We start from the raw sequence: 22,719 nt of genomic DNA, 5'->3' as shown, positions 1-22,719 counted from the left end.
TCATGGCAGGGAATTGACGTTTATGACTATAGAAAATCGGTTATTATTACTATACTTAAAGCAGAGATACCGACGAATTAATACATTCAAACACTCCATATATTTTAAGAGGAGGAAAACATGAGTAACCATAATCATAATCAAAAACAATTGAGAAAAGATATTGCCCCTTTTGAAAAATCCAATACTAAATCAAGCGTGAAACAGCTTATAAATACATTTCCGCCATTTTTCCTGTTATGGTTTTTAGCTTATCAAAGCTTAACCATTTCATACTGGCTGACACTTACATTTGCCGTCCTTGCTTCAGGATTCGTAGTCAGGATTTTCATCATTTTCCATGATTGCTGTCATCAATCGTTTTTCAAAAGCAGGAAAGCGAATAGCATCCTGGGTACAATCAGTGGAATCGTTACGTTATTTCCGTATGAACAATGGAAGCATAGCCACTCCATACATCATGCAACGAGCAGTAATTTAAACAAACGCGGCACAGGGGATATTTGGATCATGACCGTTGATGAATATATCGCCGCTTCATTCTGGGGGCGTCTTGCTTACCGTTTATATAGAAATCCGATCGTCATGTTTGGATTGGGTCCATTTTATCTATTTCTTGTATCGAACCGTCTGAATAAAAAGGGCGCTAAAAAGAAAGAACGGATGAATACGTATTTGACAAATGCTGCAATCGTGGCAATTTATGGTCTTTTATGCTTGGCTATCGGATGGCAGGCATTCCTGATGATTCAGGTACCGATGCTTTTTGTAACGGGATCACTGGGCATCTGGCTGTTTTATGTACAGCATCAGTTCGAAGATTCTTATTTCGAAGAGGAATCTGAATGGGATTACGTGAAGGCTGCCATTGATGGAAGTTCTTATTATAAACTTCCAAAGGTCTTGCAATGGGTAACCGGTAATATCGGTTTCCACCACGTGCATCACCTTAGTCCAAGAGTGCCAAACTATAACTTGGAAAAAGTCCATGATTCCACCCTGCCATTGCAGCAGGCAACGACAATCACCCTTAGTTCAAGTTTAAAATCGCTTCGCTTCCGCCTTTATGATGGAGAAAACAAGACGTTTGTAAGTTTTAAAGAGATTAAGGAACGTCTAAATGAAACAAAGTCCAAGGTGGAAATCAATACTAAACGTCCAAGTCTTCAAGAAAAATAAATAGTTCATCAAAAAACCATTCGATTTCCATTGGATGGTTTTTTGATGAAACTCCTTAGTATATACTAGGGTAAAAAGAAATAGAGGCGGCGCCATGCAAAGTTGGTATCATATCTTTCCGAAAAACACAGGGCTGAGCCCTTATGTCTGGATCATTTTTTGTATCCTTCCTTTTTATTTCATCTTCAAATCCTCTTCGATGTTGGAGATAGTCTTTGGAATCGTCATGATCATTTTATTTTTCATATCATATGGTCTCTCATTCGTTTCGAAGGGATGGCCCGTATACGTATGGACGGCGATTCAAATAATCATTTCCATATCGATGACCATATTTTTCAGCTACATTTACTTTTCACTCTTTTTGGCATTCTTTATTGGGAATGTTCAAAATAAGGTTGGCTTTTTCGTATTATATTCAATCCAGCTATTGGCTACCATCGTGTCTGTCAATATTGGCTTCATCATGAAAGACCCTACCTTCTTTTCGCAATTTCCCTTTATGCTCATTTGTGTGGTAGGCGTGATCCTTCTCCCTTTCAACACGTATAATCGGAACAAACGGGGTATGCTGGAAGAACAATTGGAGGATGCCCATAAACGAATATCAGAGCTTGGGAAAATGGAAGAACGTCAGCGGATTGCCCGTGACTTACATGATACACTTGGACAAAAGCTGTCTTTGATTGGTTTGAAAAGTGACCTTGCAGGGAAATTGATCGATTTGAATCCGGAGACGGCCAAGAAGGAAATCAAGGATATCCGGCAAACGGCGAGGACGGCACTCAAGGAAGTTCGTGAAATGGTGTCGGAAATGCGTGGGGCGAAGCTAAGCGATGAAATCATCCGGGTCAAGCAAATATTGAAAGCGGCAGAGATAGAATTCAAGTTGGAAGGCAACGCGGAATTGCGAGATACCCCATTGCTTGTTGAAACGGTTTTGAGCATGTGCTTGAAGGAAGCTGTGACCAATATCGTCAAACATAGCAGGGCCGACTGCTGTCATATCGTCATCGAAGAATTACAAACAGGAGTGACGATTAAAGTACAGGATAATGGAGTGGGACTTTCACATCGATCAGAGTATATTAAAGGAAATGGACTTCAAGGAATGAAAGAAAGGCTTGAATTCGTTAATGGCAGCCTGGATATTAAATCAACAGATGGAACGACACTGTATATAAGGGTTCCGAATGCTATAAAAAATAATGGATAGGTGGGATTAACTTTGATTCGAATCGTAATTGCCGAAGATCAGCGGATGCTGCTTGGCGCTTTAGGTTCCATCCTTGATTTGGAAAGTGACATGGAAGTTGTCGGAAAAGCGAGCAATGGGGAAGAAGCAATGAATCTCGTCAATCAATTAAAGCCGGATATCTGCATAACCGATATTGAAATGCCAGTTAAAACCGGGCTCGATGTAGCGGAGGAGATCAAGGATCAGGGCCACCAATGCAAAGTCATCATTTTGACCACCTTTGCACGTCCTGGGTATTTTGAAAGAGCCAGAAAGGCAGAGGTGGGCGGATATCTTCTCAAGGATAGCCCTAGTGAGGAACTGGCGAACTCGATCCGTGTCATCATGGATGGGCGGCGCATTTATGCTCCTGAGCTGGTGGATATGGCTTTCGAAGAAGAAAACCCTTTGACTGAACGAGAGTGCCAAGTGCTCAAATTGATCGCGGATGGAAAGACCACAAAAGAAATCGCAAGCCAGCTTTATCTGACTAATGGAACGGTTCGTAATTATATATCGGTCATCCTTGATAAATTGGATGTAAGCAACCGCGTCGAAGCGATTGTAAGATTCAAGGAAAAGGGCTGGTCAAAGGATTGAACAAAGCGTACATCCCTGGAGGCTTCACAAATCAAAAAAGCACAGTGTCAGGATTGAAATATATTACATAAGGAAAGAGGATGACCATTATGCAAAAGGCTACATTTGCTGGAGGCTGTTTCTGGTGCATGGTGACACCATTTGAAGAACAACCGGGAATTGGGGGAATCGTATCCGGTTATACGGGAGGACATGTTGAAAACCCGACTTACGAGGAAGTGAAGACGGGAACTACGGGGCATTATGAAGTCGTGGAAATCACGTTCGATCCTCAGTTATTTCCTTATGAAAGATTGCTGGAACTATATTGGCAGCAAATCGATCCAACCGACGATGGCGGTCAATTCCATGACAGAGGAAGCCAATATCGGACGGCCATCTTCTATCATGATGAAGCTCAAGAAAAACTGGCCCTTGAAGCGAAAGAAAAGGTAGCGGCCAGCGGGAAGTTCCAGAAACCAATCGTAACGGAAATCCTTCCGGCCCAAACCTTTTACCCTGCCGAAGAGTACCATCAGGGCTATCATAAAAAAAACAAAGATGATTATAAAGCGGACCGTGCGAAATCGGGACGCGATGAATTCATTGGCCAGCATTGGAACGGTGAATGAAATGGATCGGGTGTGTTTTCACATCCGGTTCTTTTTATTGTCTTTTTAAAGGTACAAAAATTAAATTCATCAATTCAGCGGATTTTTATGCGGAGGGGTCAATTTCTCATGATATTTTCATATTTCTTCAGTACACTAAGGGGTAGGTGGTGATGATCATGAATAAGAGAATTTTAATAATAGAAGATGAAGAAAAAATAGCGAGGGTCCTTCAGCTGGAACTTAATCATGAGGGTTATCAAACAGAATCGGCATTTACGGGAAAGGCAGGTCTGGAAAGGGCGGAAGCCGAAGAGTGGGATTTAATCTTATTGGATGTGATGCTGCCCGAGTTGAATGGCATAGAGGTACTTAGGCGTTACCGGAAAAAGAATGGGTCGACACCGGTCATCCTTTTGACCGCAAGGGATGCTGTGCCAGACAAGGTGAATGGCCTGGATCATGGCGCGAATGATTATGTAACGAAGCCGTTTGAAATTGAAGAGCTGCTGGCACGGATCCGTGCTTGTTTTCGTACCAATGTAAGGGAGAGCCTATCAGAAGGGGAAGTGGATGAACTGAAGATCCACGATCTGAAGCTGAACCTTGGGACTAGGGACATTCACAGGCAAGGCAATAGGATTGAGCTGACATCACGCGAGTTCGATTTGCTGGTTTATCTTTTGCAAAATAAAAATCAAGTACTTTCAAGGGAGCAAATCCTGACACATGTATGGGGATATGACTTCGCAGGGGATACGAATGTGGTTGATGTGTATATCCGTTATTTGCGCAAAAAGATAGATTATCCCTTTGAGCTGCAGCTCATCCATACTTACCGCGGGGTAGGTTACAGCCTGAAGGAGCCAGTATGAAGATTCGGACGAAAATCCAATCGTATTCCAGTCTTTTTTTAAGCGTCATGCTCATATTGTTGAGTATCATCGTTTTAATCGCCTTCCTTTGGATATCGTTAGAGAGGGAACGGGATCTGCTTGAAGATCAAGCTTCATTAATCGAAGAAAATATCCTGACGAAAGATTTGATTTCCGGTGATTCCGATTTAATGGAGCCGTATATCCCGGACGATGGAATGGTGCGGATATTCGACACGGATGGAAGGCTGGTTAAATCATTTACGGATGAAGAGGACCTCAAGGGTCTTGCGGTTAAATCCATTAACGAGAAAGGATATGATTTTGCCAAAGCTGACGGTGAATATGTATTGACCTACCGTTATCCTTATCCTGATGAGGGGAAGAGACTGGGGATGATCGAGGTCACACAGCCGCAGGATACCCTCCTTGATAATTTATCGACGCTTGCCCTCGTTTTGGGCGGTGCATCCCTTTTTGTCATTCTGTTATCGATTCTTGCCGGTAAGTGGCTGGCCAACCTGATCCTCAAACCGATATCGGTCATGAGCGGAACGATGAAGGATATTGAGAAAAGCGGGGAATTCAAACGAATACCGCTATCGGATCAATCGAAGGACGAGCTGCAGGTGATGGGAGCGGCATTCAACAGGATGATGGAAAGACTGGAGCGGAATTATAACCAACAGCAGCAATTCCTTTCAGATGCTTCGCATGAATTGAAAACCCCGATTACGGTCATCGAAAGCTACTCCTCTCTATTGAAACGCTGGGGAATGAAGGATCAGGCGATTCAGGAAGAGGCAGTGGAGGCAATCCATCATGAAGCCGTCCGGATGAAAAAACTGACGGAACATCTTCTGCAGTCAGCTTCCCAGACGGAACCTTCAGAAGATGTGGAAGGGAAAATAGAACTCATTTCGTTTTGTGAAGGGATTGCCCAAACATTCAGAAGGACGGGAAATCGTGAAATAACGATAGAGTCAGAGTTTAAGGAAATCTATGCAATGACCATTTCCAGTAAGCTTGAACAGGTGATAGTCATCCTATTGGACAATGCAATGAAATATAGTGAATCAGGCATACAGATCATGATAAAACGGCAGGATAATGAAATTGTCATCGGTGTGAAAGATCACGGCGGAGGGATATCACCAGAACATCTCCCACATGTATTTGACCGTTTTTATCGCGTTGATTCATCAAGGGCAAGGAAAACGGGAGGCAATGGGCTCGGGCTATCCATCGCCCGGACGCTTGTCGAGTCATTCGACGGTAAATTGGAGATTCAAAGCGAGGTGGGGGAGGGAACGTTGGTGACTCTTACTCTTTCTCATCAAATTCTAATCTAACGCTCATGTTCATTTCATGAAGGGTGCTTATTATAAGGGTAACAACTTAAAGGAGGAATCATTCATGAAAAAACAGTGGAGTACGATTAAAGAAGGTATCATTCAAAGGAAAAAGGTAATCATGACAGTGTCCATAGCGTCCGTATTGCTTTTCGGCGGTGCTGCTGGAACGGCGGTATATGCAGTCAATAAGGGGAACCTTTCCGAGGATGAGGCTATCAAAATGATTTCAGAAAAACTAGGCGGGGAAGTTACTCAATTTGAAAAGGATTGGGACCAGCCGATGACCTATGAAATGACCGTAAAAACGAAAGAAGGCTATCAAGACGTTGACGTTGATGCTGAAAAAGGAGAGATTCTTTCTCAGGAGATGGAAGACGGTGACGATGAGGATATGAGCACTCAACAAGCCGTGGAAACTGCAAAAGTCAGCAGTGATCAAGCTGAAAAGATTGCCTTGAAAGCGGTGGATGGTCAAGTAACGGATATGGAGCTGGATTCAGAGAATGGCACCCTTGTGTACGAGCTGGAAATAAAACAAGGACTAAAGGAATATGATGTAGTGGTGGATGCCACCACGGGAAAAGTATTGAAAAACCAATTGGATGATTAATCATATGTCATGTCGACAGAGATTGAAATGTATGAAAGGATTTGCCGGGAGGCAGATCCTTTTTTTATTTGCCAAGACAGTCGGGGAAGTGAAGCTTCCAAATCCTTAACAACATATTAGTTCCTGGCTGCAGCATTGTTGGGAGATGGGCTGTTTATACATATAAGAAGGAATTGAAAAGAAGAATCGCGAATAGGGGCATTAAGGAATCATATACAATGGAGGAATGACAATGGGAAATTTGGAAAGGGCCCTGTTCTTAAGGGAAAAGAAAGAATTCGAAAAATCCAATCGTATATTGATGGATCTGGCAAAGCAAAATCCCGGTGATGCAGTCATACAGTATCAGTGTGCCTGGAGTTTGGATATTCTCGGGCTTGAGGTAAAGGCGGTGCCCTATTATGAAGCGGCACTCGAATTAGGTTTGCCGGAGGAGGATGCAAAAGGGGCCTACCTCGGGTTGGGGAGCACATATCGCACCATAGGGGAATATGAAAAATCAAGACGGACATTGGAATCCGGACTGGCGAAGTTTCCTGGGGATAAGGCTTTATTGGTATTCAGGGCCATGGCATTTTATAATTTGGGCCAACATGATCTTGCGATGGAATCTCTTTTGAAGATCATTGCCGAAACCTCGAGGGATCAAGAAATACAATCTTATGCTAAGGCGATAGAATTTTATAGTGATAAACTGGATAAAGTTTTCACATAAAATCGTGCTCATCCCCAAACTATCCACAAACCTGTATAAAACCAGTCATTTTTACATAGCCGAAATGAATGAATCAACAAATTTGATGGGGAAATTCTTGCTTTTGCCACTTTTACGGATAAATGAATGTGGATAACCTCGGATTGTGGATAACTTACCGGTGTTATTCACTACTTTTCCACAGGTAATCCACATATTCACCTTTAATATGAAAAAAACACTGGCGATTAAGTCTCCAGGAATTTTTTATTGTAATGACTTAAGGCTAAAAGGGGATAAATATAGCGATAGCTATGATAATGGATATACAAAAAATCCGCCATTCCCTGGCCTGCAGGATAATCATTGGTCCAGCTTTCTTGTTGACCTGCACGGATGAGGTAGGCAATGCCTTTTTCAATCTCGGCTGTCGTCTTTTCTGATGCCGATATCAACGCATCCACAGCCCAGGCTGTATGTGTCAGTGTGCTTGTTCCGAGGGGGATATATCGTTGCTTGATATCACTGTAACAAGATTCACCCCAGCCGCCATCTTCATTTTGAATTTTCTTCAACCAAGTTAAGGCTTTTTGGATGGATGGATGTCCAGTGGCTTGCCCTGCTGCCTTCATGCCGGTCAGTGCAGACCATGTGCCATATAGATAGCAGATGCCCCAGCGCCCATACCAGGAGCCATCACGCTTCTGGTCTTCCAATAGCCAATCCACCGCTCTTTTACTGACTTCTTCCGGCTTTTTCATATTTGTATAGTTCCCCAGGAATTCAAGCGTCCTTCCTGTCAGATCAGCGGTGGAAGGGTCAGTCAGGAGATATTTCGAACCCTCTATAGGAAGAAGCTGCAGCCATTTATGGTCGTTATTCCGTTCGAAGGCTGGAAATCCACCATCATCATTTTGCATGGAAATCGTGAAGGCGACACCGCGCTGCCAGCTGTCCCGATTATCCGGTTTCGCTTGCAATTGATTAGCCAGCGCCCGCAGTGAGGCGGTCGTATCATCGACATCCGGATTCATGGTATTCAAATCCGAGAACCCCCAGCCGCCAGGAATTGCATCAGGATTATGGATCAGCCAATCTCCATACATATAATGCTGGCGTGACAGTAAGTACTGATTGGCTGCCTTGACCGTTTTGTCTTTGAAAGGCATTCCCGCTTCTTGAAGGGCGTAGCTTATTAAGGAGGTATTCCAAACATGGGGCGTCGTAAACTGGATATGTGTGTGTCCCTCAATGGAGCAGGCCATCCCCTTCAGACCGGCAATGGCCTTTAGAATCACTGGATCTCTTTTCGAATATCCAATTGAAAGGAGGGCAAAGATCATGAAAAAGGTAGAGCCGAAATAATTGTACAGTGTCCCGTCTGGTTCCAGCCTGTCGAGCATGAACCTTTTCGTTGAATCCAAGGCCAAGGAATGCAAATAATCCGGATAACCAATCAAGGTTTTGACGCCTGTTTGAAGTTTGGAGAAGAAGGAACGATATTCTTCGGTACGGTATTCTTCCCACACTTGCTCTTCGGAACTGTCCTCCCTTGTTTGAAACAAATCTTTTAAACTTGGCGTGTCCGGGGTCGTGATCTGAAACTTTTTATGGCCAAGCAATAGCAATGGAATCATATTGACCCGCCCATATACGGAAAGGTCATAAATGCTGACGAAAAAGGTCGGAGGCAGTAAGACCACTTCGAGTGGAATGGGGAATAGGCGCGGCCATTGATATTGTCCGGTGACAGTAAGCATCATTTTCGTTAACATTTTGGCCTGTTTGATGCCGCCCTTGGAAAGAATGAATTGTTTGGCTTTCCTCATATGTGGATGATTCTTATTGCGGAGTCCGCTAAAAAGAAGGCCATAGTAAGCCTCGATCGTAACCGTAACATTGCCGTCCTTCTCATCTTGGAATAGTTTCCATGACCCGTTTTCCGTTTGCTTGCTTTCGATTCTTTTTACTAAAGCCTCTATAAGAGGAGTATCTTCCATATCTAGAATTTTCAATAATATGATCATATAGGCATCTGCTGTTATCCCGGTGTCAAAGGGATAATTCCACGAACCATCAGCGGATTGGTCTTGTTTCAAGCGATGAACAAGGCGATTGATTTCCGATTGTACATCTTGGTTCAATGACTTTCCTCCTCTAAAAACACATTTCCGTTTATATGTATATTCAAAACTTGTCGTTGCATTCAAGAAATCATGTCAGGCGCATCGTCCCACAAGAATAAAGGAGGGGGGAACTAAAAACGCGCTTTGGCAATGAAAGCTGCCAAAGCGTCATTTAGATCCTATCAGTAGTTCGGTTTGATTCAAAGAAGGTATGTCTTTAAATCACCTAACCCGAATTATGCGAGGAATTTGGGTTAGGTATATTGCTACCAGATATACTGATTTTCTTCTACTCGAGTTCTTATGTTCATTAACAAGGACATTCATCAATACCATATGGATAGATCAATTCCGGTTCTATACCTAAATTCCCATAAAAGTGCTGTTCTATAAAATGTTTAATATTTATTAATTCTGAAGGGGTGGGAAAGGACGATACTTGAATGGTAGGGATGTGCTCAATTGGCATATTTTTATGATCACCAATATCGGTAGAAATGAGCAGATCAAACTCCTCATATTTGAAGAGCAAATCAATACTGGATGGATCCAATGTTGAGATAGCCACTTTATTACCATAGTGATATTTTAATACTTCCCTAATATAATCTTTTTCGTTATAAGTTCTGCACATTAATGCAACCTGTATTGTATGTTGATTCCGTTTTCTCAAGACAACAGACTGTAGAAGTGAAAATATCTCTAAAACATCAAGTTTCTTAATCGTTAAAGGCACTGAAGAAAAACTTTCAATTGCCAGTTCCTCAATTACCTGGAAAATCGGATTTGTTTCAAAATATGGAAGGAACTGCAACATTGAATTTCCTGCACTTTCCGTTTCAAATTCAGTTTCAACTTGTATCCTTTTTAATGTTTGGGATAAATGAAATAAAAAAATATCATCTTGTGATAGATTAAAACCAACATATTTAGAAAGACATTTTAAAAATTTAACCAAGGGAAAACCTTTTTTACTCCTCATTCTTTTTTTAATATAATTAATGTACTGTGATCTATTTAATGGTCGTTCCTCACTCATGATATAAATGGAAAAGAAGAGAATTTCCTGTAGTTGAATATCTCTTGTCGGGCATTTGGCCATATATTTTACCAATTCTTTCGAGAGCTCAAAATATTTACTACCCTCGTAAGTATTTATTAGATTTTTAGGAAATGAGATATAATGCCCCATGGAGACACGAAAATTTGATATAAATAAAATCATTGTTAATCGCTGTAAGGCACCTGTTCTGCAAGACATTGAATATTTTGAAAACAGCTGTAATAAATCTGTTTGAAATTTTATCGTATCGATTGAATCATCTTTAATGGTACTGGCTTCAACTGACATAAAGTCCAAATATTGCGTGATGAATCTTCTAATCTTTTTTTCATCCCCTATGACTTTAAAGGGGCTTGCAGTTAATGTAACACCTGCCTCACTTACAACCTCTTGTAATTTTTCAAGGTGACGGTATGCAGTGGAACGACTAATATAAACCGCTTGGGATATCTGGGGAATATCAACACCATCGTTCAAAAGAATTAACTTTAATGTGTGTAAATAGGAATTCTTTTCTCTTATTTGTGTTAATAAACTTTCTAATGTACCATTTTCAGGTTTAATTAGACGAACTCCAAGGTTTTCATTTTTTTTCAAAATCCATCCGTCAGGGAAAATAGACTCCAGGATTTCTAGATCACGCCAAATAGTACTTCTTGAATACTCTGTTTTCTCGGATAATTCAGCTATACTAATCCATTTGTTACTATTAAGTAAATGAAAGATCAAGTCTGAATAACGTTTATAAAATCGATTCATATTATCACCTATTTCGTAATCGATCATAGCCTATTCCTAAACCTAAGACTACAAAAGGATTCTCATTTTATTTTCCCTGTTTAAGGAATTTACATTATTAACTTAGAATATTTACATCGATCTCTTATTGATAGTAACTAAGTCCCGTTTTTTTAATAATACCTTTTCTTCTTGGTTAATATTCAGAAAATTATAAAAAAATATCCCACTTTTGGCACACACCCCGTTATTTAAGGTATTATTCTTTCTGACTAAAAAACTTAGAATAATCCCCAACTTTTAAGAAGATGGTGATCATGACCGAATGTGTAGCAAAAAGCACTTACATAAAGTAAGTGCTCAAATAGTCTTTTCTTTTTTTGTGGCCTGTTAAAGAGTAGGCAGGTGATTGTTACATTATATCAACCATTAACTTTCGTAGTTAAAAGTCCTGATCTATTATTAAATTTTGACCCAGTTATTTTTAATCGCATGGATAACTGCTTCAGTACGGTCATTTACTTTTACTTTTTGGAGTATTCTGCTGACATGATTTGTTACAGTCTTTTCACTAATGAAAAGTGCTTCACCGATCTGGGAATTGCTTTTTCCATCTGTAAGCAATTGAAGGACTTCACATTCGCGATTCGTTAGCAGGTGGAGAGGGCGACAAAGCTTAAGAGATTGCTCAAAATCTTCATCTTCTCTTAAGTGTTTTTCAGCTAATTTTCGATATTCATTCAGGATATTGCTGATTACCTTTGGATGCAAATAAGAACCGCCCTCCGCAACAAGATGAACAGCATCAATAAGTTCACTTGCGCTCATCTCTTTAAGCAGATAACCTATTGCACCGCTTTGAAGTGCTTCGGTTACATAATGTTCATCTTCACTTATGGATAAGATCATTACTTTTGTATTGGGGTTATTTTCGATTAGCCTGCGTGTTGCTTCGAGTCCATTCATTAGTGGCATACTGATATCGATTATGAAAATGTCTGGCTTATATTCTTTTTCAATAGAAGCTACTTCGATACCATCTACACCTTCGGCAATAACTTGGAAAGATTTTTCAATTTCAAGGATTCGTTTAAACCCTTCTCGGAAAAGTTGATGATCATCTATAATCGCAATTGTGGTAGTCATTTAGGCAGCTCCTCCTACCCTTCTAATTTTCTATATTATTAAAACGTTTATTAAACCTATTCGTAAAAATGAAAGGAAGCAAGTATACGAATTGTCCTAAGTATTAATTGATGATGGAACCTATTCAGTTCATATCATTTCTTCAAGTTACGATTTAACCGAATGAGTATATCAATTTATCCTCTATATTATGGGGCATCAATTAGATTCCAATTAATTTTCCCAGTATAATTACCTATATAAACAAAAGGATCAATTTTTAGCAGTATACCTTTATCCGATTCCCAGTTAATCGATATATTTTGTTCATCCTGTGTAATCATTTCATAAACATTCGTCTCAGCTCCAAGCGCCATTGTTGTTTCAATTCCATCCTCATTAACAAACTTTAATGCATCCCTCAAAAAATGCCCTTGACTATCAGAGAATTCCTCCATTAATGTTGCTGTGAGACGCCATGAACTTCCCAATCCACGGGTATCTTTCACAAGGATCTCCCAATCATCATTTCTTTTTGAATAGGTTGGTTGACTTGGTACTTTCATATTTTCAAAACTAACATTTTCAGTTACACTCATGAAACTTAATTTTCCCGTTACATTGACGTTCACTACTTCAATATTTGATTTTCGACCCGTATCATCTACAGCATAAACTGAAACTTGAGGCATGCCTAAAGACAATTGATCTGCCGGAATGCTGTATTGATAGTTAATGTCTTCACCTTTGTTAGTGGAATTTGATACATTAGAAGCAAATTTTACAGGGGTATTACTGTCCACTGCATAATATAAATCAACTAGATTACTATCAAGGTCGTTCCAACTGCCACTCATCGTATACTCAGTGCCAAAATCAACAGGAGTTTCCCGATTAGCATCCGTTAACGTAATGGCTGGAGGACTTTCAACAATGATTTTCAACTTAGCGGAAACTGAATAAGCGCCTTTACCATCTTTTGCTGTGACTTGAAGATTATTTTCGCCTAATTTTAACTGATCCGATGTTATAAGATAGCTCCAATCTACCGGTTCAGTAGAACCTCCATTGTCTAGCACTTCGGATTTTAGCAACTCGCCATTTAAGTCATAATACAAGGTATTTGTGGAATCATCAGAATCTTTCCAAGTTCCTTTTGCTTGATAATCTTCACCAACAGCTAAATGAATGGGGCCTTTTTCATTTATGGTCACTTCAGGTACATTGTTAGCTTGTATGACATAATCTACTGGATTCGTATTCGTTATATAGTTACTCCCCTCAAACTTAACTGTCTCAGTAACTGGCGTATTTACCTTTACTTGATTGACTTTCACTTTAAAGGAAATGGTCACATCGTTCCGATTGGTATTCATATCAGGAATACTAGCGGCTAAAGATTGTCCCGTCCAAAAACCATCATCCAATTCTTCTGAGCCGTCCCCTGATGATATTGTCATTGAGCCAGGAACATAGGAAACATGATCATTTAAAAAAGTCTTCACTATAATATCGGTCCAATCCTGTTTGCCGGAAAGATACTTCGCGTTTATCGTATAGGTTAGTTCCTCACCATTATTGGCCAGGGCACCATTGTCAACAACAGCACCATCTTTTCTCGTAATCTTTTCTTTCACTTCTGCATTTACTAGCCCTGGCACTTCTTCAAATGCAACACGATTGTTCTGATATCTAGATCCTGTTGAACCAGTAAACCCCCAATAGACTTGATCTGCACCAAAAATATCTTGTACATTTATTGGGATACTAACAGACGATAGACCTTCTAATTGATACGTAAGTGTTGAAGTAGTTGCATTCCAATTAATGGTGAATTTACGCCAGGTATCATTCGATAAATTGCCAGGATATTGAGCACCATTATTTGGACCATCAATGTTATTATGTTTCATCGTTCTTCTATACTGAAAACTTGTGTAGTAATCGATATAAGTTTCAGCTTGACCTGGGTAGCTCCAAGCAACATGGTTCCCTTTGGTTGTATTTGTATCAAAATAACCATCGTTCACATTATTGTTTATAAAGGTATCGAACTCAACAGCAAAGCTTTTTTGAATGCCATCCGTTTTGGATGACCCATGTGTCTGTCCGGCATAAACTCCAAGACCCGAACCACTGTGAGGTGATATGGCATTTGTGCCTCTTGAGTCATTATGCATAACAAAGGCCATACCATCTGCTGCGTTAGCTCCGCGATCCCCGAAATAGATATACATTGACGCTTTAAAATCTTTTGTTAAGTCCATTTTATTAGCTTCAGTCGACCAGATACCACCCTTTTGATTAGCGGTATCAGGGGTTACTTGAACGATATTACCTCCTATAACGGAACTATTTGAACCGGTAGCGGGAGTAACGAATATACCAGTCAAATCAATTTTAAATGGAGGATTGCCGTTATTTGCTGCTTTAACATGTGCAGGGGCCAACCAACCGGGACTTGGTAGAATTAACCCCATTACTAACATCACGGAAAGGGCAGCACGAGGAAATTTCCTGTTACTCTTCTTCATTGTCTTCCCCTCTTTTTTTCTTTTTCAGCAAGATAATGATAATGATGATCAATGATAAAATAAACACAGCAAGTCCTATGAAAAGGAACGTATAATCTTTTTCTACTTCAATTGCTGTTTTATTTATCGCTTTTGCATCTGCACCTTTAATTTCAAACATTTTATCAAATTTCCATGTTTGATTACCGTCTGTAATTGTTAAATATAGATGGTATTTACCTGGTTCCAGCTTTTGATTATCCCAGGTAATAGGAAAGTCAAAATTAGAATTCGGTGCCATGGATAACTTACTTTTCTTCGTTGAGTGGAGCTTCTCTTTTTTTCCTTCCCTCGTAATACGTGCATTTGCATCCAAGTTATTTATTATGACAGCTTCGGTATTTTGTAAATTCGCAGTAACAACCGTACGATAGTTCATCAACCCTGCTTGAACTTCATTTAACTTTAGTTTCGGCTTCACAACTTCATCCGTTCCGGTTAATTTCACGCCAATCACATACGAAAATTCATTTTTGATTTGAACTTTATTATTTTCTTTCCTTTTTTCCTCTTTATTTACTTCGTGAACATAGAATCCACCCAGAATAATTCCATCAAATGACTCTTTGGGCATTTGAATAGTAAAGGGCACTTTCTTTGTTTCTTTTCCTTTTATTACAATTTCTTGCTTTGGAGATATCAAATCAGAAAAAGCATATTTTAATGAGCTGTCTTTTTTGTGTCCATGTTTGCTATAGTCAATCACTCCATTTTGATTGGTAATAGCTGAATTGGGTTCGATCATTATCTTTTTTTCTTCACTAGAAGTGTTTTTAACGGTTAAAGATATCGTTTGTTTTGAACCTGGAGACATCTTCAAGTCAAAATAGGTAAGCTTTTTATTAATTTGGTTTTTGGGGATATTGGCTTTTACTGAATACTCCATAGTACCAGCAAAGGCCACTTCATTAGTGGAGATAAATCCCAATCCAGTCAATAATATTAAAACCATAATGGATAACATATTTTTCATTTTTTCTATCCCTCACATCTCTAATTTCATGATGTTATTTTTCAAAAAAAACTTGGCTAAAATAATTAATTAAGCCAAGTTTTTTTAATTTGAATTTATTTCGGTGCGTCAGATAATTCCCATGTCATAGTAGCCGTATAGTTTTGAGCATCAGCGGATCCCGCCAAAACATTTAATTGTACGTTACTATTATCGCCTTCGGTACCTGAAAAAACATCTAGCCATGTTCCGCGACCTGCATCTACTTCAGCTAACATAAGTACTTTGGAATCTGAATTATCAAATACAACATCATTAGCAGTTGGTGGTGTGGAAACATTACTGGTTTGTGATTTCACTTGTCCATTTTTGAATGATAAAATAGCTCCTCTTAAGACTTCTCCAGAATCGCTTTTAAATTCTGAAGCCTTTGCTGTCAAAGACCATCCTTCCCCCGTTCCGCGTTTATCTGAAACTTGGACAAAGGGATCCTTATTTTTAGCATGATAAGTCGTGTTTCCGCTCATGATTTTTTGTGTTCCAAATTGGATATTTGAGACATGGTCCAGAGTTAAAGCCCCAGCATTTCCAGTACCACTATTGCCTGGATCTTCGGGATCAATTGGACTTGGTGGATTAGGATTGTCCGGATTTGTGGGATCTACTGGATTAGTCGGTCCCTCATCTGCAATAAAGCCAATATAATTATTAGAAGTTGCGTCATTTATGACAGCCGCCTCTGCTGAACTTGTTGAAAGAAGTGTTCCGGCCAAAATAATGCTGCCTACTGCTGATAGACTAAATGCTTTCATTTTTCTAATCTCCTATTTCGTTTATTTATTATTGTGGAGCGTCCACTAGACTCCAAGTTAAAGTCGATACATAATCCCCTGCTAAGTTTCCTGATGGAACGGAAATTTTAATTCTGCTTGGATCAAATTTATCTACCCAAGTCCCTAATCCTGTGTTCATATCAGCTCTCATAAGGATTTGGGGATTAGTTGTTCCACTATCCGTACCTAATTGTACTACCCTTAGTTCAGGTGGTGGAGAAACATTTCCTGGATTCGTCTCAGCAGTGCCGATTGGTAATGTAACAATTGCACCTTTTAAAATTTTAGTGCCATCTGTTTGATCCATAAATGGTGAAGTTGCAACTTGCAAAGCCCAACCAACACCTGTACCACGCTTATCGGTTACTTGTGCGTTAGGATCTTTGGATGTAGTTGTATATTCTACGGCACCACTCGCTAATTGGTGGGTATCAAATTCTAAAGGTGAAACATTATCAATCGTTAATGAACCTTCGTTACCTGTTTCGCCACCTGGTTCACTTGGGAAAATTGGATCGGTTGGTCCTGTAGTTTCGTCTCCTGGTGTTATCATAATATGACCATGAGAAGTTGCTCCAAGGCCATCTGTACTTCCTGTCACTGCAGTGGGATCGATTGCTGCGAATGTAGGTGTCGCGAATAACAGTAATGCTGCTGAGGACATTAGTCCTTTAATTAAGGCTTTTTTGATACTCATTTTGTATTTCCCCTTTTAAATTTTAATATATATTGAACATGACCACGCCTTTGAGTTGGATGAAAAACCCAGTGCTTCGATAAAGCACTGTTACCAATTCTACTAATAACTCCTCGTTTTCCCGTTGTTTTTCCCTCCTTGCAGTTATTTATGTTCAATGAAGAAATGAGTAGTCTGTAGGATAAAAGGAATGTCATGTGTTAATTACATTTTATAAAATAAATCGTTAGATCTAATTTCAAAAATGGGTTGTGAGACTTCATATAAGAAATTAGACCTACTGATATTTACTTTGAATGACTTAGGACTGTTGTGATTTTTCGGGTTATGTAAATTTAACGCTAGAAGGATAAAGAGGGGATAAGAAGCATATTTCACTTATTTAAATGAAATTTAGAATGATCATGATAAGAATGAAATTATTGTTTCAAAAAGTTATTTCAAGAGGAGGAAACACTATTAGAAGTTACGAAAAGGGGATTTGACATTAAATAAACAAAAGGGCTCATGGTTTCGATAAACGGCATATACTCTAGTCTAAATAAATTTATTGGGCTGTTTTTGTAAACGGAAATTGGTTGAAGTTGTTTTTGATGAGTTTTCGCCTTGTTTTTGAAAGAGTTAAATGGATGCCTTATGAGAATGTTGAACAGGACTATAAAACGAAGGTTTTGAGATCATACTTGTCTGGTCAGGAGCAGCACGAAAGATTTGCAGAAGATACAGCTGAAGGGGGGAGGGGGAGACACTTTTCCAATTAGCATAAGACTAATCGGAAAAAAGTACATAAGAGGACAATTGCTTTGGGACAAACTATCTTTAAAAATATATCTAATATGAAGTAGTATGCTCCAATAAAGAAATACTATAGGTATTTTCATGTCTTATACTTATTTCCACATACCCTCGACCCCTTATTTTTTTAGGTAAGTTTCACCGATTATTTTCGGCGGAACTTACCTATTTTTTTTAGAGGTTTTTAACTATGTGGGATGATGGGCAAATAGAAACTTAACCAAAACTTCTCTACAGTTAAGTATGTAAATTCTTTTTTGAGGTCTTGCCATAAAAACAGATGGATTTTTGGATTAGGTAATTCAATTATACTTCCTTTGCAAAAAAATACGTCCCAATTTTAATTTGTTTGGTTTCAACAAAGATATATTGTCTGAATTTTGAAGGGGTACTCTTTAAGAAGTGATAAATTTAATTGATGTATTATTTACTAACATTTAATAAATAATACTCAATTATTCTATCTACTTCATATTTAGATTATTAATAAGGAGAGTACGGAATGATAGAAACTGCACAAGAATTAATATGTAATTTATATAAGCACTGTAAAGTGACAACTTGCCATTCATTTAGGGTGGGGAATGACTTATGTGGTTTCGGACGTTATTTGGGAATTGAAAATCAGGGATTAAATCTCTTAGTGACATTCATTACGATAAAGACTTGGCACTATCCTATACAAATTTCCTTGAAACGAAGGCTTACCAACTCCTACTATGATATTCCAATCAGCATATCAATGGTAAGGGAAGGAAATCTATTAATTAAAAGTAATCTCAATTGAAAGAAGTGTCAGCATGCGTGAAATTCAAAAAATATTAAAGAATCAATAAATCAGAATATATAAGAAAAAATTACTTAAAGACAATGGAGCCCTTCAGATGGAATGGCTTCAATTTAGAGGGGGGGAAAGAAGTTAAGGTTAAACATAGGGGACCAAACAAAATTCCGGAATCTCCTCACAAGGCTCCGTTTGGTCCGGGTGTGCTATTAAAGAAAGGATTTCCTGATGAATCAGCTTCTCGTGTGTTTATTGATTACACTAGGGAATTTCACTCCCTTTGTATATAGAACTAGTTTAAAAATGGGAAGGCTGATAGCGATGGAGCATACATATACGGTGAAATTGAAGGAATGGGATTGTGGATTTTATAAGACTTTCGGGGGAGTATTTCATAGGATTGGTGAGATAGGTTAATTATTAAACAAAAGCAGAAGTATGATTAGAATTAACTTCGCTTTTGCAGTAATTGAAACAGGTGAACAGGAAGTAACGACTAGATTAATGATTCCATGGTAAAATTCGCAATCCTTTTAATAGATGTTCATCACCTGTATTCTGTATAATTACAGGTGGAAAGTCATAATGATACAGATTAAGCTATTTGCTTAACCCGTATCATTTCAATTCATCATATAACTTATTTAAAAGATCCTGTGAATCCTCGCCACTCATTATCTGGCCGTTCACTTTCGCATAGGGGGTTTTCTTACAAAGTTTACACTCACTCAAACATTCATATTCCTTATATTGAATCCTTGGATTCTCTAAGAACTTACCATAATCGGCAATTGTTTGTTCATTAAGGAAGCGGTCAAGATTATTTTGGCAAAATTCAATCTGGATTTTCGCCTTTTTTGAGAACACTTTGGATAACAAGTTTTTCATCATATCGCTTCTTTCATTATAAGAGTAAATATTTGTTATTTTGATTTTATCACTTCCTGAAACGAAATGCATGGTTGGTTCATCCGAATTCATTACAATTGGACTATTGGGAGAATATCAAGTAATTCCCTTGTATATATTGACACATGTCCAAGAAATGATAGAATAAGAATGGATGATAATGAATCTCATTATCACGAATGGAAGATCCTTGTAACTATTGCAACTTAATGAGTCCCACTTCGATAGGTGACTTAATGATAGTCTTTATTCAAATATATTTAATTAAAAATATTATCGCTGTATTAAAGTGAGATAGGAAGAGTAGGAAATGTAGATGAAGATAAGATATTTAGTCATGGCGTTAATTGTTCTATCATTTACGTCATTATTCATTGGTGTAAAAGATATTACCCCCCTGGATTTATTGAATCTAAGTGATGATAAAGTGCAAATCATGCTGCAAAGCCGTTTCCCTAGAATGGTGACCATAGTCATTGCCGGTATTGTGATGAGTATAAGCGGTCTGATCATGCAGCAATTGAGCCGCAATAAATTTGTGTCCCCGACGACTGCCGGTACCATGGACTCTGCAAGGCTGGGACTTCTTCTTGCCATTATCATTTTTCCATCGGCAGCACTTATTGAGAAAATGGCATTCGCTTTCATATTCGCTTTGGCAGGTACATTCTTGTTCATGAAAATTCTTGATCAAGTGAAATATAAGGATACGATCTTCATTCCATTGGTTGGTTTGATGTTTGGTAATATCGTAGGATCGATCTCGACTTTCTTTGCCTATAAATATGATTTGATTCAAAGCCTCAACACATGGATGAATGGTGATTTCTCGATGATCATGTCGGGAAGGTACGAACTTATATATCTGAGTATCCCGCTAGTCATTCTCGCATACTTCTTTGCCAATAAATTCACTGTGGCAGGGATGGGAGAGGAGTTTGCTATCAATCTAGGACTCAATTATAAGTTCATAGTCAATTTTGGATTGATCATCGTGGCATTATCCTCCACTGTCGTTTTGTTAACGGTGGGAACGATTCCTTTCATAGGATTGATCGTACCAAATATTGTATCCCTTTACCTTGGTGACAATTTGAAAAAGAGTCTTTCTCATACAGCATTGCTAGGGGCAGTCTTCCTATTGATCTGCGATATTCTGGGCAGGATCCTTATATATCCATTTGAAATCCCGATCGGACTCGTGGTTGGTGTGATAGGAAGCGCCGTATTTATCTATCTGATACTGAGGAGAAAGGCATATGAATAATAAAAGTAGGATCATTGTATTGGCTGTTCTTGCAGCTGCTTTAACGGCAGGTTATATCTTTTGGGACCTTGGCCCGAATTGGGATTATGCACTGCCGAGAAGGGTTATAAAAATCGTCGCCATCATCGTGGTAGGTTGTGCAATTGCTTTTTCAACAGTGATTTTCCAGACAGTCACAAATAATAAAATCCTGACGCCAAGCATTTTAGGGTTGGACTCCATGTATATGCTGATTCAAACGGGAGTGATTTTCATCTTCGGTTCAACGCATATCATGATCATGAATAAAAATCTCAATTTCCTGATTACACTTGCGGCCATGCTCATTTTTGCAAGCCTGCTGTTCAAGTTCATGTTCAAGAAAAACCGCAATATTTACTTCCTATTGCTGATCGGTATCATCTTCGGAACCTTATTCGGCAGCATGTCTTCATTCATGCAGGTATTGATTGACCCGAATGAATTCCAAATCATTCAAAATAAAATGTTCGCCAGCTTCAATAATGTCAACACGGACCTGTTAACCTTAGCTATTGTCCTCATGATTGCGGCAATGATATATTTCATGAGATTTTTGAAGTATTTAGATGTCATGTCCCTAGGGAGGGACCAAGCCATAAACTTGGGTGTGGATTATGATTTTGTCACGAAGCGGGTTTTAATCGTCGTTACCGTTTTAATTTCCATTTCGACTGCCTTGATCGGTCCGATCACGTTCCTCGGATTGCTTGTTGCAAATGTGGCTTATCAATTCATTAAGTCCTATCAGCATAAACATATCCTCCCGGGTGCAATGCTGATCAGTGTGATTGCCTTGGTCGGCGGCCAATTCATTGTAGAGAGGATCTTTACGTTTTCCACGACCTTAAGTGTCATCATCAACTTTGTCGGCGGTGTCTATTTCATCTATCTTCTATTAAAGGAGAATAAATCATGGTAGAAGTGAAAAATTTATTCAAAAAATATAATAATAAAACGGTTGTCGAGGATGTTTCCATCGAAATAATGAAAGGGAAAATCACATCCTTCATCGGTCCCAATGGAGCGGGTAAAAGTACCGTCCTTTCGATGATCAGCCGTCTCATTACCCGGGATTCAGGAGAAGTCCTTATCGAGGGTAAGGATATGGGGAAATTCAATAGCAATGAACTTGCGAAAAAGATTGCCATCTTAAAGCAGGCTAACCACATCAATATCCGTTTAACGATTCGTGAACTGGTCGCCTTTGGCCGTTTTCCTTATTCACAAGGAAAGCTGACGAAAGAGGATTGGAAATACGTCGATGAAGCGATTGAATATATGGAACTTGCTGACATGCAGGATAAGTTTCTTGACCAGCTGAGCGGCGGACAGCAACAGCGGGCCTTCATTGCCATGGTCATTGCTCAAAACACGGAATATGTGCTTCTTGATGAACCCCTGAACAATCTTGATATGAAGCATTCCGTCCAAATCATGAAGGTATTGAGGAGATTGGCCGATGAATTGGGGAAAACGGTCATCATCGTCATTCATGACATTAATTTTGCATCCTGTTATTCCGACTATATCGTCGCATTGAAGGATGGCAAGGTTGTTCATAATGGACCTACCGAACAAGTCATCAATTCCAATGTATTAAAGGAAATTTATGATATGGATATTGAAATCCAAAGTATCAATGACAATAAGATCTGTGTGTACTTCACGTAAGACAATTCCATTCGGTTTTAAATTA

The 22,719-nt window shown here is 39.1% G+C and carries 19 protein-coding genes; 11 read left to right on the top strand and 8 right to left on the bottom strand.

Going from position 1 to position 22,719, the window contains the following annotated elements; all coding sequences use genetic code 11:
* Nucleotides 1-120 precede the first annotated feature (120 nt).
* From desA to AC1DVB_RS00230, 8 genes are all read left to right on the top strand, one after another.
* Nucleotides 121-1,179 (top strand): Delta(5) desaturase DesA, encoded by a 1,059-nt coding sequence (gene desA, locus AC1DVB_RS00265; protein WP_477587742.1) that lies wholly within the window; start codon nt 121-123, stop codon nt 1,177-1,179.
* Nucleotides 1,180-1,273: 94 nt separating this feature from the next.
* Nucleotides 1,274-2,395: a sensor histidine kinase gene (locus AC1DVB_RS00260; RefSeq protein ID WP_377330553.1), complete on the top strand. Its 1,122-nt coding sequence runs from the start codon at nt 1,274-1,276 to the stop codon at nt 2,393-2,395.
* Between the two features lie 12 nt (nt 2,396-2,407).
* Nucleotides 2,408-3,016 carry a response regulator transcription factor gene (locus tag AC1DVB_RS00255; protein WP_057278094.1) on the top strand — a complete coding sequence of 203 codons (609 nt, stop codon included), beginning with the start codon at nt 2,408-2,410 and terminating at the stop codon, nt 3,014-3,016.
* An 89-nt stretch (nt 3,017-3,105) separates the two neighbouring features.
* Nucleotides 3,106-3,627 (top strand): peptide-methionine (S)-S-oxide reductase MsrA, encoded by a 522-nt coding sequence (msrA, locus tag AC1DVB_RS00250; RefSeq protein ID WP_053536794.1) that lies wholly within the window; start codon nt 3,106-3,108, stop codon nt 3,625-3,627.
* A gap of 158 nt (nt 3,628-3,785) precedes the next feature.
* A complete protein-coding gene (locus AC1DVB_RS00245) occupies nt 3,786-4,481 on the top strand; it encodes a response regulator transcription factor (protein ID WP_034311632.1) in 696 nt (231 codons plus the stop codon).
* On the top strand, nt 4,478-5,833 hold the full coding sequence (locus tag AC1DVB_RS00240) for a sensor histidine kinase (protein WP_230134705.1): 1,356 nt from the start codon (nt 4,478-4,480) through the stop codon (nt 5,831-5,833). The genes AC1DVB_RS00245 and AC1DVB_RS00240 overlap by 4 nt, the downstream gene beginning before the upstream one ends.
* A gap of 64 nt (nt 5,834-5,897) precedes the next feature.
* Entirely contained in the window at nt 5,898-6,446 is a 549-nt protein-coding gene (locus tag AC1DVB_RS00235) for a PepSY domain-containing protein (protein ID WP_053536792.1), read from the top strand.
* 232 nt (nt 6,447-6,678) lie between these two features.
* A complete protein-coding gene (locus AC1DVB_RS00230) occupies nt 6,679-7,161 on the top strand; it encodes a tetratricopeptide repeat protein (protein ID WP_176548591.1) in 483 nt (160 codons plus the stop codon).
* Between the two features lie 227 nt (nt 7,162-7,388).
* Here AC1DVB_RS00230 and shc read toward each other — a convergent pair whose 3' ends face one another.
* The 8 genes from shc to AC1DVB_RS00190 all read right to left on the bottom strand — a co-directional run bounded on the left by shc (nt 7,389) and on the right by AC1DVB_RS00190 (nt 19,714).
* Nucleotides 7,389-9,284, bottom strand: a complete 1,896-nt coding sequence (gene shc / locus AC1DVB_RS00225) for a squalene--hopene cyclase (protein WP_477587737.1) — start codon at nt 9,282-9,284, stop codon at nt 7,389-7,391.
* Nucleotides 9,285-9,576: 292 nt separating this feature from the next.
* Entirely contained in the window at nt 9,577-11,115 is a 1,539-nt protein-coding gene (locus AC1DVB_RS00220) for an AcpB/EbpR/MafR family transcriptional regulator (protein ID WP_454861932.1), read from the bottom strand.
* Between the two features lie 414 nt (nt 11,116-11,529).
* Nucleotides 11,530-12,213: a response regulator gene (locus AC1DVB_RS00215; protein ID WP_268936054.1), complete on the bottom strand. Its 684-nt coding sequence runs from the start codon at nt 12,211-12,213 to the stop codon at nt 11,530-11,532.
* Between the two features lie 188 nt (nt 12,214-12,401).
* Entirely contained in the window at nt 12,402-14,726 is a 2,325-nt protein-coding gene (locus AC1DVB_RS00210; RefSeq protein ID WP_454861931.1) for an L-type lectin-domain containing protein, read from the bottom strand.
* On the bottom strand, nt 14,713-15,738 hold the full coding sequence (locus AC1DVB_RS00205) for a WxLIP family cell surface protein (RefSeq protein WP_454861930.1): 1,026 nt from the start codon (nt 15,736-15,738) through the stop codon (nt 14,713-14,715). Before AC1DVB_RS00205 ends, AC1DVB_RS00210 begins: the two co-directional genes overlap by 14 nt.
* 95 nt (nt 15,739-15,833) lie before the next feature.
* On the bottom strand, nt 15,834-16,529 hold the full coding sequence (locus AC1DVB_RS00200; RefSeq protein ID WP_454861929.1) for a WxL domain-containing protein: 696 nt from the start codon (nt 16,527-16,529) through the stop codon (nt 15,834-15,836).
* A 28-nt stretch (nt 16,530-16,557) separates the two neighbouring features.
* Entirely contained in the window at nt 16,558-17,247 is a 690-nt protein-coding gene (locus AC1DVB_RS00195; protein WP_454861928.1) for a WxL domain-containing protein, read from the bottom strand.
* Nucleotides 17,248-19,444: 2,197 nt separating this feature from the next.
* A complete protein-coding gene (locus tag AC1DVB_RS00190; RefSeq protein WP_048688275.1) occupies nt 19,445-19,714 on the bottom strand; it encodes a DUF1450 domain-containing protein in 270 nt (89 codons plus the stop codon).
* 337 nt (nt 19,715-20,051) lie between these two features.
* On the opposite strand from AC1DVB_RS00190, the gene AC1DVB_RS00185 reads away from it, so the two are divergent.
* Genes AC1DVB_RS00185 through AC1DVB_RS00175 form a run of 3 tightly spaced genes read left to right on the top strand, consistent with a single transcriptional unit; the run spans nt 20,052 to nt 22,694 of the window.
* The gene (locus AC1DVB_RS00185) at nt 20,052-21,002 is read left to right on the top strand and encodes an ABC transporter permease (protein WP_053536781.1); all 951 of its coding nucleotides are present in this window, start codon (nt 20,052-20,054) and stop codon (nt 21,000-21,002) included.
* Nucleotides 20,995-21,942, top strand: a complete 948-nt coding sequence (locus AC1DVB_RS00180) for an iron chelate uptake ABC transporter family permease subunit (RefSeq protein ID WP_034310068.1) — start codon at nt 20,995-20,997, stop codon at nt 21,940-21,942. The genes AC1DVB_RS00185 and AC1DVB_RS00180 overlap by 8 nt, the downstream gene beginning before the upstream one ends.
* Nucleotides 21,936-22,694 (top strand): iron ABC transporter ATP-binding protein, encoded by a 759-nt coding sequence (locus AC1DVB_RS00175; RefSeq protein WP_034310071.1) that lies wholly within the window; start codon nt 21,936-21,938, stop codon nt 22,692-22,694. Before AC1DVB_RS00180 ends, AC1DVB_RS00175 begins: the two co-directional genes overlap by 7 nt.
* The last annotated feature ends 25 nt before the right edge of the window (nt 22,695-22,719 follow it).

The sequence above is a fragment of the Peribacillus sp. P4_D6 genome (assembly GCF_056401795.1).
The sequence above is the reverse complement of the archived record's forward strand: the minus strand, read 5'-3'. Positions and strand labels throughout refer to the sequence as shown.